At 72.0% G+C, this 14,602-nt stretch carries 13 protein-coding genes; 2 read left to right on the top strand and 11 right to left on the bottom strand.

Going from position 1 to position 14,602, the window contains the following annotated elements; genetic code table 11:
• Positions 1-184 precede the first annotated feature (184 nt).
• Complete coding sequence (locus ACIF8S_RS03750; RefSeq protein WP_024885352.1) at positions 185-466, bottom strand: DUF3039 domain-containing protein; 282 nt, start codon at positions 464-466, stop codon at positions 185-187.
• 29 nt (positions 467-495) lie between these two features.
• Positions 496-1,068, bottom strand: a complete 573-nt coding sequence (locus ACIF8S_RS03745) for a YqgE/AlgH family protein (RefSeq protein WP_167534624.1) — start codon at positions 1,066-1,068, stop codon at positions 496-498.
• Positions 1,069-1,377: 309 nt separating this feature from the next.
• Here ACIF8S_RS03745 and murA point away from each other — a divergent pair, with 309 nt between their 5' ends.
• Entirely contained in the window at positions 1,378-2,724 is a 1,347-nt protein-coding gene (gene murA / locus ACIF8S_RS03740) for a UDP-N-acetylglucosamine 1-carboxyvinyltransferase (RefSeq protein ID WP_145827526.1), read from the top strand.
• Between the two features lie 175 nt (positions 2,725-2,899).
• Here the strand turns inward: murA and ACIF8S_RS03735 are convergent, their stop codons facing one another.
• The 6 genes from ACIF8S_RS03735 to ACIF8S_RS03710 all read right to left on the bottom strand — a co-directional run bounded on the left by ACIF8S_RS03735 (position 2,900) and on the right by ACIF8S_RS03710 (position 10,044).
• A complete protein-coding gene (locus tag ACIF8S_RS03735) occupies positions 2,900-3,181 on the bottom strand; it encodes an HU family DNA-binding protein (protein ID WP_003990598.1) in 282 nt (93 codons plus the stop codon).
• A 407-nt stretch (positions 3,182-3,588) separates the two neighbouring features.
• Complete coding sequence (locus ACIF8S_RS03730) at positions 3,589-4,998, bottom strand: NAD-dependent malic enzyme (RefSeq protein ID WP_024885349.1); 1,410 nt, start codon at positions 4,996-4,998, stop codon at positions 3,589-3,591.
• A 381-nt stretch (positions 4,999-5,379) separates the two neighbouring features.
• Positions 5,380-7,677, bottom strand: a complete 2,298-nt coding sequence (locus tag ACIF8S_RS03725; protein ID WP_399997114.1) for a HelD family protein — start codon at positions 7,675-7,677, stop codon at positions 5,380-5,382.
• 60 nt (positions 7,678-7,737) lie between these two features.
• Positions 7,738-8,502 (bottom strand): zf-HC2 domain-containing protein, encoded by a 765-nt coding sequence (locus ACIF8S_RS03720; RefSeq protein ID WP_399997113.1) that lies wholly within the window; start codon positions 8,500-8,502, stop codon positions 7,738-7,740.
• 74 nt (positions 8,503-8,576) lie between these two features.
• Positions 8,577-9,161 (bottom strand): sigma-70 family RNA polymerase sigma factor, encoded by a 585-nt coding sequence (locus ACIF8S_RS03715; protein WP_078492847.1) that lies wholly within the window; start codon positions 9,159-9,161, stop codon positions 8,577-8,579.
• 295 nt (positions 9,162-9,456) lie between these two features.
• A complete protein-coding gene (locus tag ACIF8S_RS03710; protein WP_399997111.1) occupies positions 9,457-10,044 on the bottom strand; it encodes a CGNR zinc finger domain-containing protein in 588 nt (195 codons plus the stop codon).
• Between the two features lie 136 nt (positions 10,045-10,180).
• Between ACIF8S_RS03710 and ACIF8S_RS03705 the strand changes: the two genes are divergently transcribed.
• On the top strand, positions 10,181-10,759 hold the full coding sequence (locus tag ACIF8S_RS03705) for a YdeI family protein (RefSeq protein WP_399997110.1): 579 nt from the start codon (positions 10,181-10,183) through the stop codon (positions 10,757-10,759).
• Positions 10,760-10,768: 9 nt separating this feature from the next.
• Here ACIF8S_RS03705 and ACIF8S_RS03700 read toward each other — a convergent pair whose 3' ends face one another.
• From ACIF8S_RS03700 to ACIF8S_RS03690, 3 genes are all read right to left on the bottom strand, one after another.
• The gene (locus ACIF8S_RS03700) at positions 10,769-11,926 is read right to left on the bottom strand and encodes a uroporphyrinogen-III synthase (RefSeq protein WP_399997109.1); all 1,158 of its coding nucleotides are present in this window, start codon (positions 11,924-11,926) and stop codon (positions 10,769-10,771) included.
• Positions 11,927-12,054: 128 nt separating this feature from the next.
• Positions 12,055-13,413: a nitrate/nitrite transporter gene (locus tag ACIF8S_RS03695; RefSeq protein ID WP_399997107.1), complete on the bottom strand. Its 1,359-nt coding sequence runs from the start codon at positions 13,411-13,413 to the stop codon at positions 12,055-12,057.
• 190 nt (positions 13,414-13,603) lie between these two features.
• The gene (locus ACIF8S_RS03690; protein ID WP_399997106.1) at positions 13,604-14,521 is read right to left on the bottom strand and encodes a hypothetical protein; all 918 of its coding nucleotides are present in this window, start codon (positions 14,519-14,521) and stop codon (positions 13,604-13,606) included.
• Between the last annotated feature and the right edge of the window lie 81 nt (positions 14,522-14,602).

The raw sequence follows: 14,602 nt of genomic DNA, 5'->3' as shown, positions 1-14,602 counted from the left end.
GCTAGGGACTGGGTGAACCAGGCCACAAGAGGTCTCCACCACTCTGTGACCGGCCGGCGCACCCTGTGCAACGCGCACACGGCACAAAGGCCCCCGGGGCACGCAAAGCGCGCCCCGGGGGCCTCGTGGAAGTTCCGCGTCCGGCGGACGCCAGGGGGAGCGGACCGACGGCCGCCCCGGCGGGCTACTTGTCGCCCTTGCCCTTGTCGTCGCCGCCCTCACTCATGGACTCGTAGATCTCCTTGCACATGGGGCAGACCGGGTACTTCTTCGGGTCCCGGCCGGGCACCCACACCTTGCCGCACAGCGCCACGACGGGAGTACCGTCGAGGGCGCTCGCCATGATCTTGTCCTTCTGGACGTAGTGGGCGAAGCGCTCGTGGTCACCGTCGCCGTGGGAGGTCTGCGGCGTCGGCTCGACGAGGGTCCCCGTACCAGTCCCGCGCTCGGGCTCAAGAGTGCTCATGCCGCCAAGGGTACTGAAGCCCGCGCGCCTCAGTTGAGCGAAGGGTCGTCCGGATATGTGGCGACCATCGCCAGCTCGTTGCGCTGCCGGCGCAGCACCTCGCGCCAGAGCCGCTCGGGGGACGGGCAGGACACGTCACCCGGCTCCGACTCCACCACGTACCAGGCGCCGTCCACCAGCTCGTCCTCCAGCTGGCCCGGACCCCAGCCCGCGTATCCGGCGAAGATGCGCAGCGAGCCGAGCGCCGAGGCGAGCAGTTCCGGCGGGGCCTCCAGGTCGACCAGCCCGATCGCGCCGTGCACCCGGCGCCAGCCCGGCGGCGGGCTCTCCCCCGCCGCCCCGCCCGGCACCACGGCGACACCGAGCGCCGAGTCCAGCGACACCGGACCGCCCTGGAACACCACACCGGGCTCTCCGGTCAGGTCCGCCCAGCCCTCCAGGATGTCGCCGACGTCCACCGGGGTCGGCCGGTTGAGGACGACACCGAGGGAGCCCTCCTCGTCGTGGTCGAGGAGGAGCACCACCGCGCGGTCGAAGTTCGGGTCCGCCAGAGCGGGAGTGGCCACGAGCAGCCGCCCTGTGAGCGAGGACACCTCGGTCATGCCAGACATGATCCCGCATCTTCCCCGTACGCGGGGAGGCAATGCGGGTGACGGGGTGAACGCGACCGGGGTGAGGGAGAGCGGCCTGGTGAGGCGTTGTCCGGCGGAGGTGAAGGAGCGCGGGCGGGCGGCCGGGAGCGCGCCCGGCGTGCGAGGGCTCGCGGTGACCGCCCGTGGCCGTCGCGGAACGGTTCGTGTTGTGACAGACCCATGACGTGCCCAAGGGCTCCTTGGGCTTACAGAAGGGGGGTACAGGGCGATTACCCTTTCCCTTCTGGCCCCTGCCCCACTCCACGGAACGCGAGATTCATGACCGTCAACGACGTCGATGACGTACTGCTTGTCCACGGCGGAACCCCGCTGGAGGGCGAGATCCGGGTCCGCGGTGCGAAGAACCTCGTACCGAAGGCCATGGTGGCCGCACTGCTGGGCAGCTCACCGAGCCGGCTGCGCAACGTTCCGGACATCCGTGACGTCCGGGTCGTCCGGGGCCTGCTGCAGCTGCACGGTGTGACGGTCCGTCCGGGTGACGAGCCCGGCGAACTGGTGCTCGATCCCACGTACGTGGAGAGCGCCAACGTCGCTGACATCGATGCCCACGCCGGTTCCTCGCGGATCCCGATCCTGTTCTGCGGCCCGCTGCTGCACCGGCTCGGGCACGCGTTCATCCCCGGCCTCGGCGGCTGCGACATCGGCGGACGCCCCATCGACTTCCACTTCGACGTGCTGCGGCAGTTCGGCGCGCGGATCGAGAAGCGGGCGGACGGCCAGTACCTGGAGGCCCCGCAGCGGCTGCGCGGCACCAAGATCGCCCTGCCGTACCCGTCCGTCGGCGCGACCGAGCAGGTGCTGCTCACGGCGGTCCTCGCGGAGGGCGTCACCGAGCTCTCCAACGCGGCGGTGGAGCCGGAGATCGAGGACCTGATCTGTGTCCTGCAGAAGATGGGCGCCATCATCGCGATGGACACCGACCGGACGATCCGCATCACCGGTGTGGACAAGCTCGGCGGCTACACCCACCGCGCCCTGCCGGACCGTCTGGAGGCCGCCTCCTGGGCGTCCGCCGCGCTCGCCACCGAGGGCAACATCTACGTCCACGGCGCGCAGCAGCGCTCGATGATGACGTTCCTCAACACCTACCGCAAGGTCGGCGGCGCCTTCGAGATCGACGACGAGGGCATCCGCTTCTGGCATCCCGGCGGACAGTTGAAGTCCATCGCGCTGGAGACCGACGTGCACCCCGGTTTCCAGACCGACTGGCAGCAGCCGCTGGTGGTGGCGCTGACGCAGGCCACGGGGCTGTCCATCATCCACGAGACGGTCTACGAGTCCCGCCTCGGCTTCACCTCCGCGCTCAACCAGATGGGCGCACACATCCAGCTGTACCGCGAGTGCCTGGGCGGCTCGAACTGCCGCTTCGGCCAGCGCAACTTCCTGCACTCGGCGGTCGTCTCGGGCCCGACGAGACTCCAGGGCGCGGACCTCGAGATCCCCGACCTGCGCGGCGGCTTCTCGTACCTGATCGCGGCCCTGGCCGCCCAGGGCACCTCCCGCGTCCACGGGATCGGCCTGATCAACCGCGGCTACGAGAACTTCATGGAGAAGCTCTCCGAGCTGGGCGCGAAGGTGGAACTCCCGGGCAAGGCCCTCGGCTGACCCCGTCCCCCGAACGCCGATGGGGCGGCCACCCGAAAAGGGTGACCGCCCCATCGACGTTCACGCCGGCGCCCCCGCAGGGGCGCGGGGAACTGCGCGACAAGCCACGTCGGACCGGCACCCGCCCGGGGGCACTCAGCCGAACGGCGTTGCAGCGCGCAGGCGCGCAGGCGCCTTACTTGCCCTTGGCCGCTTCCTTGAGCTTCGAGCCCGCCGACACCTTCACGCTGTAACCCGCGGGGATCTGGATCGGCTCACCGGTCTGCGGGTTGCGCGCGGTGCGCGCAGCGCGGTGGGTGCGCTCGAAGGTCAGGAAGCCGGGGATGGTGACCTTCTCGTCGCCCTTGGAGACGATGTCGCCGACGACGTCGGCGAACGCGGCCAGCACGGCGTCGGCGTCCTTGCGGGTCACCTCGGCGCGGTCGGCCAGCGCGGCCACCAGCTCACTGCGGTTCATGTTCTTACTCCCGTGTTCTTCTTGCCGTTGAGGCGTGCCACGCGGCGGAGCCGCATGTCGGGCACGGCGAAAGCCGATGCTGCCAGGTTCCTCGGTGAGTCCCCGGACCCGGGTCCTTCGTCGGACCCTCGCGCCCAGGGACGCATCCTGCCTCTACCTGCGGCGGTAATGCCAATCCGGCACCCGCAGGAGTCGTGAGAACACCCGAGGGAGTCACACGAAGAGCGCCACGGCCTCCGCACGGTGACGCTCCGTCCGCTTCCGGCAGCGGACAGCAGGGGCCGGAGCCCGGTCCCGGCCGCCCACCCTAGAGGGCGGCCGGGACTACGGTTTCCGCGACGCGCCGGTTCAAACCTGGTGGCGATCCTCACAGCGTGCGGACCGCCGCGGAGGTCGGGCCCCGGAGGTCAGGCCCCGGCGGCCTTGGCGGCGTCCCGGACCGCGCCGGCGACCGCGCCCGCGACCTTCTCGTTGAAGACGCTGGGGATGATGTAGTTCGGGTTCAGCTCGTCCTCGGTGACCACGTCGGCCAGGGCCTGCGCGGCGGCCAGCATCATCTCCGTGTTGACGGTGCGGGACTGCGCGTCCAGCAGGCCGCGGAAGACACCCGGGAACACCAGCACGTTGTTGATCTGGTTGGGGAAGTCCGAGCGGCCGGTGGCCACAACGGCCGCCGTCTGGCGGGCGATTGCCGGGTCCACCTCGGGGTCGGGGTTCGCGAGCGCGAACACGATCGCGCCCTCGGCCATCGCCGCGACGTCCTCGGCACCGAGGACGTTGGGGGCGGAGACGCCGATGAAGACGTCCGCGCCGCGCACGGCCTCCTTCAGCGTGCCGGTGAGGTTCTCCGGGTTGGTGTTGTCGGCGATCCAGCGCAGGGCGGAACCGGGGACGGCGTCGACCAGGTCCTCGCGGCCGGCGTGCACCACCCCGTGGATGTCGGCGACCACGGCGTTCTTCACGCCGGCGGCCAGCAGCAGCTTCAGGATGGCCGTGCCGGCCGCGCCGGCGCCGGACATGACGACCCGGATGCTCTCGATGGTCTTGCCGGTCACGCGCAGGGCGTTGGTCAGGGCGGCGAGCACGACGATCGCGGTGCCGTGCTGGTCGTCGTGGAAGACGGGGATGTCGAGGGCCTCGCGCAGCCGGGCCTCGATCTCGAAGCAGCGGGGCGCCGAGATGTCCTCCAGGTTGATGCCGGCGAAGCCGGGGGCGATCGCCTTCACGATCTCCACGATCGCGTCGGTGTCCTGGGTGTCCAGGCACAGGGGCCAGGCGTCGATGCCGGCGAACCGCTTGAACAGGGCGGCCTTGCCCTCCATCACCGGCAGGGCGGCCTTGGGGCCGATGTTGCCCAGGCCCAGCACGGCGGAGCCGTCCGTCACGACCGCAACGGAGTTGCGCTTGATGGTGAGGCGGCGGGCGTCCTCGGGGTTCTCGGCGATCGCCATGCAGACCCGGGCCACGCCGGGGGTGTAGACCATGGACAGGTCGTCACGGTTGCGGATGGGGTGCTTCGACGCCATCTCGATCTTGCCGCCGAGGTGCATCAGGAACGTACGGTCGGAGACCTTGCCGAGGGTGACACCCTCGATTCGGCGCAGCTGCTCGACGATCTCGTCGGCGTGGGCGGTGGACGTGGCCGCGATGGTGACGTCGATGCGGAGCCGCTCGTGGCCCGACGCCGTCACGTCGAGGCCGGTCACCGAGCCTCCGTGGGACTCGACGGCCCCGGTGAGCTGGGACACCGCGGTTCCTCCCGCGGGCACCTCCAGCCGGATGGTCATCGAGTAGGAGACGCTGGGCGCCGTTGCCATGGCCGTTCCTCTGCTTTTCAACCGTGTCGCGAATCGTGCCGTCCGATCGTCGCACCTACCACCGGGTACGTGGTAGCCGCCTGGGATTGCGGACGTTTTGTTCACCGGACTCTGTCGTCAACCGGAAAACGAGTTCCACCATACGAGAGACGGCCGGGCAGCAAAAGAGGCCCACGTCACTGTCGTGACGTGGGCCTCTCAGACGCTTGTGACACCGACCCGCCATGCTCGCCTCGCGGCAAGTGGTCGCTCGAAGCGACTAAGGTTGGGCCCGGGGGCTTGGATCGGGCCGGTGCCACGTCCAGGCTAACAAACGGATCGCCTGAGGCCATTCCCATGACCCGGGGATATTTCCCGCACCCCCTCCGCGCCCCTCACCGGTCAGTCCCGCAGCAGGTCGGGGACCCCGCCGGCGTCCGGTACGTCGCGGTCCGCCGACACCACGGTGAGCTGCTGCGTGGCACGCGTCAGGGCGACGTACAGCACGCGCAGCCCCGCCGGGGACTCGTCGGCGATCTCCGCCGGGGAGACCACGACCGTCGCGTCGTACTCCAGGCCCTTGGCCTCCAGGCTGCCGAGCGCCACCACGCGGTCGCCGAGCCCGTCCAGCCAGCGCCGGGCCTCCTCGCGCCGCTGCATGGCGACGACCACGCCGACGGTGCCGTCCACCCGCTCGAGCAGCCGGGCGGCCTCCGCCCGCACGGTGTCGCCCAGCGTGTCCCGGACCACGGCGAAGCGCGGCTCGACCCCGGTGGAACGCACCGCCCGGGGCGCCTCGGAGCCCGGCATGGCGAGGGCGAGGACCCTGGACGCCAGCTCGGCGATCTCCGCCGGGTTGCGGTAGTTCACGGTGAGCTCGAAGCGGCGGCGCGGACGGGTGCCCAGGGCCTCGTCGCGGGCCTGTGCGGCCTCGTCGGGGTCGGACCAGGAGGACTGGGCCGGGTCGCCGACGACCGTCCAGGTGGCGTGCCGGCCGCGGCGGCCGACCATGCGCCACTGCATCGGGGTGAGGTCCTGCGCCTCGTCGACGATGACGTGCGCGTACTCCACGCGCTCCTGGGCCAGCCGCTCGGCCCGCTCGCGCTGGGTCTCCTCGCGCACCGGCATCAGCTCCTCCAGGCCGGTGAGCTGGTCCAGCGGGTCGATCTCACGCTTCTTGCGGGGGCGCGCGGGAGCGCCCAGGATCGCCTGGAGCTCGTCCAGCAGCGCGATGTCGTGCACGGAGCGCCCGTCCCGCTTCAGGGCGCGCGCCACCTTGCGCACCTCCCCCGGGTTCAGCACGCGCCGGGCCCAGCGGCCGAGGCGCCGCTCGTCGGCCATGGCGTCCAGGACGGCGGCCGGGGTCAGCTCGGGCCACCAGGCGTCCAGGAAGGCCACGAAGTCGTCCTCGGAGGTGATGTCCTCGTCGAAGGAGGAGCGCAGCTCGGCGGCGAGTTCCGGGTCGGTGTGCCGGTTCCCGGCGCCGGAGCGCTCCCACAGGGCGTCGAGGAGCAGCTTGCGGGCGCGGGGGCGCAGCAGGTTGACCGGTGCGGTGCCGCCGAGGGCGGTGCGGCGGACCTCCGCCAGCTCCTCCGCCTCCAGCTCCAGCCGCCGTCCGAAGGCGACGACCCGCAGCCGCTGGGGCGCGTCCTGCCGCTCCAGGGCGCCGCGCGCGGCCTTCCGCAGCACCTTGAGCATGCGGGAGGAGCCCTTGATCCGGGCCACCGACGGGGAGTCGTACACCGTGGCCTCGGCGCCGTCGACGAGGGAGCCGATGGCGCGGATGGCGACCTGGCCCTCCTCGCCGAGGGACGGCAGCACGCCCTCGGTGTAGGCGACCAGCAGCGGGGTCGGGGAGACGATCAGGATGCCGCCCGCGTACCGCCGCCGGTCCTGGTAGAGCAGGTAGGCCGCGCGGTGCAGGGCGACGGCGGTCTTGCCGGTGCCGGGGCCGCCCTCCACATAGGTGACGGAGGCCGCGGGCGCGCGGATCACCAGGTCCTGTTCGGCCTGGATGGACGCCACGATGTCCCGCATGGAGTGGGTACGGGCCTGCCCGAGTGCGGCCATCAGGGCACCGTCGCCGATCACGGCCAGCTCGCGGCCGTCGAGGGACGCCGTCAGCTCGGGGCGCATCAGGTCGTCCTCGACGCTGCGCACCTGCCGCCCCTTGGAGCGGATCACCCGGCGCCGCACGACCCGGCCGGGGTCGACCGGCGTGGAGCGGTAGAAGGGGGCCGCGGCGGGCGCCCGCCAGTCGATGACCAGCGGGGCGTAGTCCTCGTCGAGGACGCCGATCCGGCCGATGTGCAGGGTCTCGGCGATGTCGGCGGTGTTGTCGGGCCGGACGGCGCCCTCGGCGGGCTCGACGGCGGTGTAAGCGCCGTCCGGGCCCTTCTTGCCGTCCTTGCCGAGCAGCAGGTCGATCCGGCCGAAGAGGAAGTCCTCGTACTCGTTGTGCAGCCGGTTGAGGTGGACGCCGGCCCGGAAGACCTGGGCGTCCCGTTCGGCGAGGGCGCCGGGCGTGCCGACGTGGCCGCGCTGGGCGGCGTCGCGCATGAGGAACTCGGCCTCGGAGATCTTCTCCTCGAGCCGGCGGTACACCCGGTCCAGGTGTTCCTGTTCCACACGGATCTCCCGGTCGCGACCGGAGTCGTGATCCGGGTCGACCGCGGATTCCTGTTGAGCCTGAGCGGCCACCGGGCCCCCTTCTGACGTGCTGGGCAGCCGTCAACCGTACGCGAAGGGGGCCCCGTGAGGCTACGCGTCGACCTCCACGAGCGTCTCGCCGTCGAAGTTCGCGATCTCGAAGTGGTCGATCTCGTTGCGCTCGAAGGCGGCGCCGCCCTGGACGTACAGCGGCAGCTTGCCCTTGTCGGTGGTGGCGTCGGGCAGTCCGTAACCCTCGCCGGTGACCGACCAGGAGTTCACCGTCTCACGCTCGCCGTTCTTGCCGACGGCGATGAGCGAGCACTTCTGGTCACCCTTGACGTTCTTCAGCTCGGTGACGATCTCGGTGCCCCAGAGCTTGTTCTCCAGGGCCACGGTGGCGGTCACCCCGGTGCCGGGGTCGGTCGCCGTGATCTTCTCGGAGCTCTTGTCGAAGAGGTCCTTCGCCGGGTTGGCCGCGAGCGTGCGGTTGGTGCCGCCCCCGCCGCCGCTGCCGCTGTCCCCGCCGCTGGCGGCGACGGCCACGAACGGGCCGCTGACGATCAGCGCGCCGGCCGCGGCCACCATGTAGAAGTTGCGGCGGCGCTTGCGCGCACGGCGCTCGGCCACCTCGTCGACCAGTTTCTCCACGACGCGCGGCGAGGGCTTCGCGGACAGCGACTCACCGATCGCGGGCGAGCCGGCGGCCTCGGGCAGGTCCGCGAGCGCGGCCAGCATCGGTTCCATGCCGGCGAGTTCGTCAAGCTGCTGGGCGCACCACTCGCACGTCGCCAAGTGCGCCTCGAAGGCAGTGGCTTCGGCGTCGTCGAGGATCCCGAGGGCGTAGGCACCGACGGTCTCGTGCTCGTTCGGCACCGGTGATCCCTCCATGGCACCAGACATACCCGTCCCGCCCGTGCCGAATCCCTGGTTTCCCCCGTACACACTCATCACGCCGTCACCCCCCGCTCCTCCAGAGCCAGCTTCATCGACCGCAGGGCGTAGAACACCCGGGAGCGTACGGTGCCGCTCGGTATGCCGAGTGTCTGGGCCGCCTCATTGACGGTACGCCCCTTGAAGTAGGTCTCGACGAGGACCTCCCGGTGGGCCGGGGTCAGGTCGTCGAGTGCGTCCGACAGCGTCATCAGCCACAGCGCCTTGTCGATCTCGTCCTCCGCGGGGATGACCTCCAGCGGCGACGGATCGACCTCCTGCGGCCGGGCCTGCCGGCTGCGGTGGCCGTCGATGACGATGCGCCGGGCGACCGTCACCAGCCAGGGGCGTACCGAACCGGTCGCCCGATTGAGCTGACCGGCGTTCTTCCAGGCACGGATGAGCGTTTCCTGGACGACGTCCTCGGCGCGCTGCCGGTCTCCGGCGACCAGCCTGAGGACGTAGGCCAGCAGGGGTCCTGCGTGCTCGCGGTACAGCGCACGCATCAGCTCCTCGTCAGGTTCCGAGGGCTGTGAAGACATGCGATGTCGGGCCCTCGTCCCACGTTCATTGGCCACGGCCGCATCCTTGCGCACGCCCACCTCCGGTGTCCGGGGGATCCCCCAGTCGGTCGCTCGACAACCGGTACGCAGGAAGCGGGTGGGGTGTTCAAAGAGAGACGGCAGTTTTCTGCGGGACGTCACGACGACCGGGACATGAACGCACATTCCCCCCGCTTCCTCTTCACATTTCCGACACACGACGGGCGAGGGGTCGCCAGGGGGACGGCCATCGGGGACCAACAGCCGCGTGACGTAGATCACTTGAGCAAGTTCCGGCATCCTCGGTGCGCGAAAACCGCGAACGGGATGAGGGAGTTCAATCGGGCGCCGGTGCTCAGGCGCGGGTGAGGGCCGCCGCGCGACGGCGGTGCCGGGCCACGCGCTCGCGGTTGCCGCAGACGTCGCTGGAACACCAGCGGCGCCGGCGACCGCGGGAGGTGTCGACGTAGACGATGGGGCAGTTGTCGCCCTCGCACTGCCGCAGGCTCGCGCGGGCCGCCGGGTCGGTCAGCAGGTCCACCGCGTCCCGCGCGACCGCCCCGAGCAGCGCGTCCCGGCCGGGCGGGCCGTCCAGCCGGCGCACCAGGGTCCCGTCCGCGCCGGGCACCGCGCGGGGCGCCGGCGGTGCGGCGCGCGCGAGTTCGTTGACCCGGGTGAGCGCGGGGGCGTACGAAGGGCTGCCGGGGGCGCGGACCAACGGGACCAGGTGCGCGCGCAGTTCGCGGAACGCGGCGAGCCAGCCCGGGTCGGCGTGGGCGAGTCCGGTGCCCGCCGGGACGAGTCCCGCGCCGGTGATCCAGGCGCACAGCGCGTCGACGGAGTCGAGCCGTTCCTCGGGATGGGTGGTCGCGAGCAGGTCCAGGCAGACCCGCCCGGTGTCGAACCTCAGCTCGTAGGACGCCGTGACCGTACCCAGTGCCATGTGCTGCCACCGCCTAGGGGCCCCGCGCGCGTGGGGGCCGGTGCGCGATCCGGGAAACCGTTCTCCCCCCACAGTGCCCGCCCGTCCGGGCCCCCGGAACCCCTCCCGCCGCGAGCTTTCGGCTTAGCCTTCCCACATGGAGGAGATCGACGGGGTGGAGGTCCGCGCGTTCCCGGACGCGGCGGCCTTCGAGGCGTGGCTGGCCGAGCACCACACCCGGCGCGAGGGGGTGTGGGTCAAGGTGGCGAAGAAGGCGTCGGGGATCGCCTCGGTCACCGAGGACGAGCTGGTCGACGTGGGCCTGTGCTGGGGCTGGATCTCCGGACAGCGCCGGCGCCTGGACGACCGGCACTACCTGCAGAAGTACGGGCCGCGTCGGCCGCGGAGCCTGTGGTCGCGGGTGAACGTGGAGAAGGTCGCGGCGCTCGCGGCGGAGGGCCGGATGCGGGAACCCGGACTCGCCGAGGTCCGGCGGGCCCAGGAGGACGGCCGCTGGGACCGGGCGTACGCCTCGCAGGGGACGGCGAAGGTCCCGGACGACCTGGCCGAGGCCCTCGCCGCGAACCCGGAGGCCCGCACGGCGTTCGACGCGCTGGACCGCACGGCCCGCTACCTGGCCCTGCTCCCCCTGCTCCGGGCAGCGACGCCCGAGACCCGGAGGAAACGCCTGGAGCGCACGGTCCGGGACCTGGCGGAGGGCCGCCGGGACGGCTGACGGCCCGGGTCAGCCCGCCGTGTCGTACTTGGTGTCCGCCGCCGGGTCGAGGGCAAGGCGGTAGCCGCGCTTCACGACCGTCTGGATCAGCTTCGGGGCGCCCAGGGCGGTGCGCAGGCGGGCCATCGCGGTCTCCACCGCGTGCTCGTCGCGGCCCGCGCCCGGCAGCGCGCGCAGCAGTTCCGCGCGGGAGACCACCCATCCGGGCCGGCGGGACAGCGCCCGCAGCAGGGACATCCCGGCCGGCGGTACGGGCCGCAGCGCGCCGTCCACCAGGACCGCGTGCCCCCGGATCTCCATCCGGTGCCCGGCGACGGGCAGGGTGCGGGCGCGGGACGGCAGTTCGCGGCAGAGCAGCTGGACCAGCGGGCCCAGCCGGAAGCGTTCGGGCTGCACGGTGTCGACGCCCCGGGCCTGGAGCGGCAGGGCGGTGACCGGTCCCACGCAGGCGGGCAGCACGTCGTGGCCGAGGGCGGCCAGCAGGTCGTCCGACAGGCCGCGTTCCCCGGCACGGGAGAGCAGCGAGGCGGCCGCGGGCGCGCTGGTGAAGGTGACCGCGTCCAGGGTGCGGGCGACGGCCGCGTCGATCAGGCGGTCGACCGGGCCGATGTCCTCCGGCGGCAGCCACCGGTAGACCGGCACGCCCACCACCTCCGCTCCCCCGGCCCGCAGCGACTCCACGAACCCGGGCAGCGGCTCGCCGTGCAGCTGCACGGCGATGCGCAGCCCGTCCACGCCCTCCTCGAGGAGCCGGTCCAGCACCTCCGCCATCGACTCCGACGCCGGCGACCACTCCTCGGTCAGCCCGGCGGCCCGGATCGCGCCCTTCACCTTGGGGCCGCGCGCCAGGATCCGCACCCCCCGCAGCCGTTCCAGCAGGTCCTCGCCGAGCCCCCAGCCGTCGGCCGCCTCCACCCAGCCGCGGAACCCGATGGCGGTGGTGGCGACCGCGATGTCCGGGGCCTGCCCGATGATGTCCTTCGTCGCGGCCAGCAGTTCACTGTCGTCGGAGAGCGGCACGATCCGCAGGGCGGGGGCGTGCAGCACGGCGGCACCGCGGCGCTCCAGCAGCGCGCCCAGCTCGTCGGCACGGCGCGCCGCCGTCACGCCCACGGTGAAGCCCGCGAGGGGCCCGTGGTCGGGTGACTGCTCTCGTTCGTCGTCCATGGCTCTCGTCCCGGCTCGAGTCGGCGTCCTCACGGAGGTGCGGCTCCACGTCCGTGCCGAGCGAGCCTGTCAATGATCCATGACAGGCTCGGTTCGGCTTCATGTCACCAGTGTTACGTCACCGTCCGTCAGACCTCGGCGTAGCTGAGCTGCGGCTTCTCCTGCGGGGCGGTGTCCGTCCCGGCCGGGCGGGCGGCGGGCCGGCGAAGGTATACCGCCCAGGTGACCGCGAAACAGACCGCGTAGCAGGCGAGGAACGCGACGAACGCGCCGGTGCCCGAGCCGTAGGAGAGGAAGGACTGGCGGAAGGCGAGGTTGATGCCGACACCGCCGAGCGCGCCCACCGCTCCGATCAGCCCCATGGAGGCGCCGGACAGCCGCCGCCCGTACGCGGCCGCCTCCTCCCCCGCGAGCCCCAGGGCCTGGGCCTTGGCCTGGAAGATGCCGGGGATCATCTTGTACGTCGACCCGTTGCCGAGGCCGGTCAGCACGAACAGCCCCACGAAGGCGACGGTGAACAGCGCCAGCGACTGCGCCATGGAGGCGGCGATCAGCACGGCGGTCGCGGCGCCCATGGCGACGAAGTTCCACAGGGTGATGCGCGCGCCGCCGTAGCGGTCGGCGAGCCGGCCGCCCAGCGGCCGGATCAGCGAGCCCAGCAGCGGACCGACGAAGGTGACGTACGCGGCCTCCAGCGGGGTGCGGCCGAACTGGTTCTGCAGCACCTGTCCGAAGGCGAAGCTGTAGCCGATGAACGAGCCGAACGTGCCGATGTAGAGGAACGACATGATCCAGGTGTGCGGGTCGCGCGCGGCATCCTTCGCGGCGCCGGTGTCGTTCTTCACCGAGGCCAGGTTGTCCATGCAGAGGGCCGCGAGCACGGCGGCGAGGACGATCAGCGGGATGTAGAGGCCGAGCAGTACCCGCGGTCCGCCGCCCGCGCCGATGATCGCGAGGGTGACCAGTTGGATGACGGGCACGCCGATGTTGCCGCCGCCGGCGTTCAGCCCGAGCGCCCAACCCTTCTTCCGCAGCGGGAAGAAGGCGTTGATGTTGGTCATGGAGGAGGCGAAGTTGCCGCCGCCGATGCCGGCCAGCAGGCCGACCAGCAGGAAGGTGGAGAAGGAGGTGCCCGGCTCCATCACCGTGAACGCGGCGACGGTGGGCACGAGCAGCAGGCCCGCGGAGACGATCGTCCAGTTCCGCCCGCCGAACACCGCGACGGCGAAGGTGTACGGGACCCGGACGACGGCGCCGACCAGCGTGACCATCGACGTCAGCAGGAACTTGTCGGCCGGGGTCAGCCCGTACTCCGGGCCCATGAAGAGCACCAGCACGGACCACATGGTCCAGATGGAGAAGCCGATGTGCTCGGACAGCACGGAGAAGAGGAGATTGCGGCGGGCGATCCGTTCGCCGGTGCGGCTCCAGAAGGTCTCGTCCTCCGGGTCCCACTGCTGGATCCAACGGCCGCTGCGGGCTGTCATGAGGCCTCCACTGCTCTCCGGGGCGCGGCGGTGCCGCGAGGGCTGGTCCCGAAGGTAGGGAGGGAGCGTTTCCGGCCTGTGGCACGCGGTGACCGGCAGGGAACGTTGCTCTCACCCCCGCCGGGGGCGGGGTGAGAGGTGCCCGTCACCGGTCACCGGGGGCGCCGTGAGGGGTCAGTGCTGCGGGGGGTCAGTGCTGCGGGGGCTGCCCGTAGGGGCCGGGCTGCTGCTGCGGGGCGCCGTAGGGGCCGGGAGCCTGCTGCGGGGCACCGTACGGGCCGGGCTGGCCGTAAGGGCCGGGCTGCTGGCTGCCGTAGGGGCCCGGCTGGTGGGCGGGAGGCTGCTGGGCGTAGCCCGGGGCAGGCTGCTGCTGCTGCTGCGGAAACGGCTGACCGTACGCCGGGGGCTGCTGAGGGTGGCCCGGAGCCGGCTGCTGCGGGACCGGGGCACCCTGGGCCGGCGCCCCGTACGGCCCGTAGGGGCCGGCCCCGAAGGGGTTGCCGTGGCCCGGCATCCCACCCCCCGGGGGCAGGTAACGCACCCGGCCCGTCTCGTCGGTCACCGGGGCGAAGCCGGCCGCCTGGAGCCGCGCCGCGAACTTGGCGTTGCGCTTGCGGGTGACGACGAAGCCGACGCCCAGGATCGCCATGAGGGCCAGCCAGATCACGGCCGCGATGACGAAGTCGTCCGAGGTGCCGCCGAGCCGGTAGGCGATGATGACGCTGCCGACGGAGACACCGAGGGCGCCGTAGCCGATCCGCTTCTCGGCGCTCTTGCCGGTGAGGTCGAAGTTGATGCGGGCCTTGAGCAGTTCGAAGGCGTCCGGCACGAGCGGCGGCACGGACACCCCGTCGCCGGCGTTGGGGTACTGCGCCCAGTTCTGCGCGGCGCGGGCCTGGGCCTGCGGGCCGGGGTCGGGCACGATCAGCATCTTCAGCTGGCTGTTGTTCCCGCCGCCCTGCCGGACGTCGGCGTACTCGTAGCCGAACTGCTGGGCGACGAAGGCGAGTCGGGCGAGTTTCTTCACGGATGCCATGGGACTGGTGAGCTCCACCGGCTCCCCGCTCGCCATCAGTTGCAGCATCTTCTGTGTCTGCCGCTTGCTCATCCGCCTGCGCCCCCTGGCCCACCGTTCACTTCAGCAACAGGGGGCAGTCTGGCACGGGCCGCCCCGGCGCGAAAGGCGCGG

Origin of the sequence: Streptomyces sp. NPDC085937, from assembly GCF_044540535.1 — a bacterium.
In the GTDB taxonomy this organism is placed as follows: Bacteria; Actinomycetota; Actinomycetes; order Streptomycetales; family Streptomycetaceae; genus Streptomyces.
The sequence above is the reverse complement of the archived record's forward strand: the minus strand, read 5'-3'. Positions and strand labels throughout refer to the sequence as shown.

Bases quoted from the DNA above. Each gene is read 5' to 3' on its own strand.
- ACIF8S_RS03750 (WP_024885352.1), bottom strand. From the start codon at position 466: ATGAGCACTCTTGAGCCCGAGCGCGGGACTGGTACGGGGACCCTCGTC.
- ACIF8S_RS03745 (WP_167534624.1), bottom strand. From the start codon at position 1,068: ATGACCGAGGTGTCCTCGCTCACAGGGCGGCTGCTCGTGGCCACTCCC.
- murA (WP_145827526.1), top strand. From the start codon at position 1,378: ATGACCGTCAACGACGTCGATGACGTACTGCTTGTCCACGGCGGAACC.
- ACIF8S_RS03735 (WP_003990598.1), bottom strand. From the start codon at position 3,181: ATGAACCGCAGTGAGCTGGTGGCCGCGCTGGCCGACCGCGCCGAGGTG.
- ACIF8S_RS03730 (WP_024885349.1), bottom strand. From the start codon at position 4,998: ATGGCAACGGCGCCCAGCGTCTCCTACTCGATGACCATCCGGCTGGAG.
- ACIF8S_RS03710 (WP_399997111.1), bottom strand. From the start codon at position 10,044: ATGGCACTGGGTACGGTCACGGCGTCCTACGAGCTGAGGTTCGACACC.
- ACIF8S_RS03705 (WP_399997110.1), top strand. From the start codon at position 10,181: ATGGAGGAGATCGACGGGGTGGAGGTCCGCGCGTTCCCGGACGCGGCG.
- ACIF8S_RS03700 (WP_399997109.1), bottom strand. From the start codon at position 11,926: ATGGACGACGAACGAGAGCAGTCACCCGACCACGGGCCCCTCGCGGGC.
- ACIF8S_RS03695 (WP_399997107.1), bottom strand. From the start codon at position 13,413: ATGACAGCCCGCAGCGGCCGTTGGATCCAGCAGTGGGACCCGGAGGAC.
- ACIF8S_RS03690 (WP_399997106.1), bottom strand. From the start codon at position 14,521: ATGAGCAAGCGGCAGACACAGAAGATGCTGCAACTGATGGCGAGCGGG.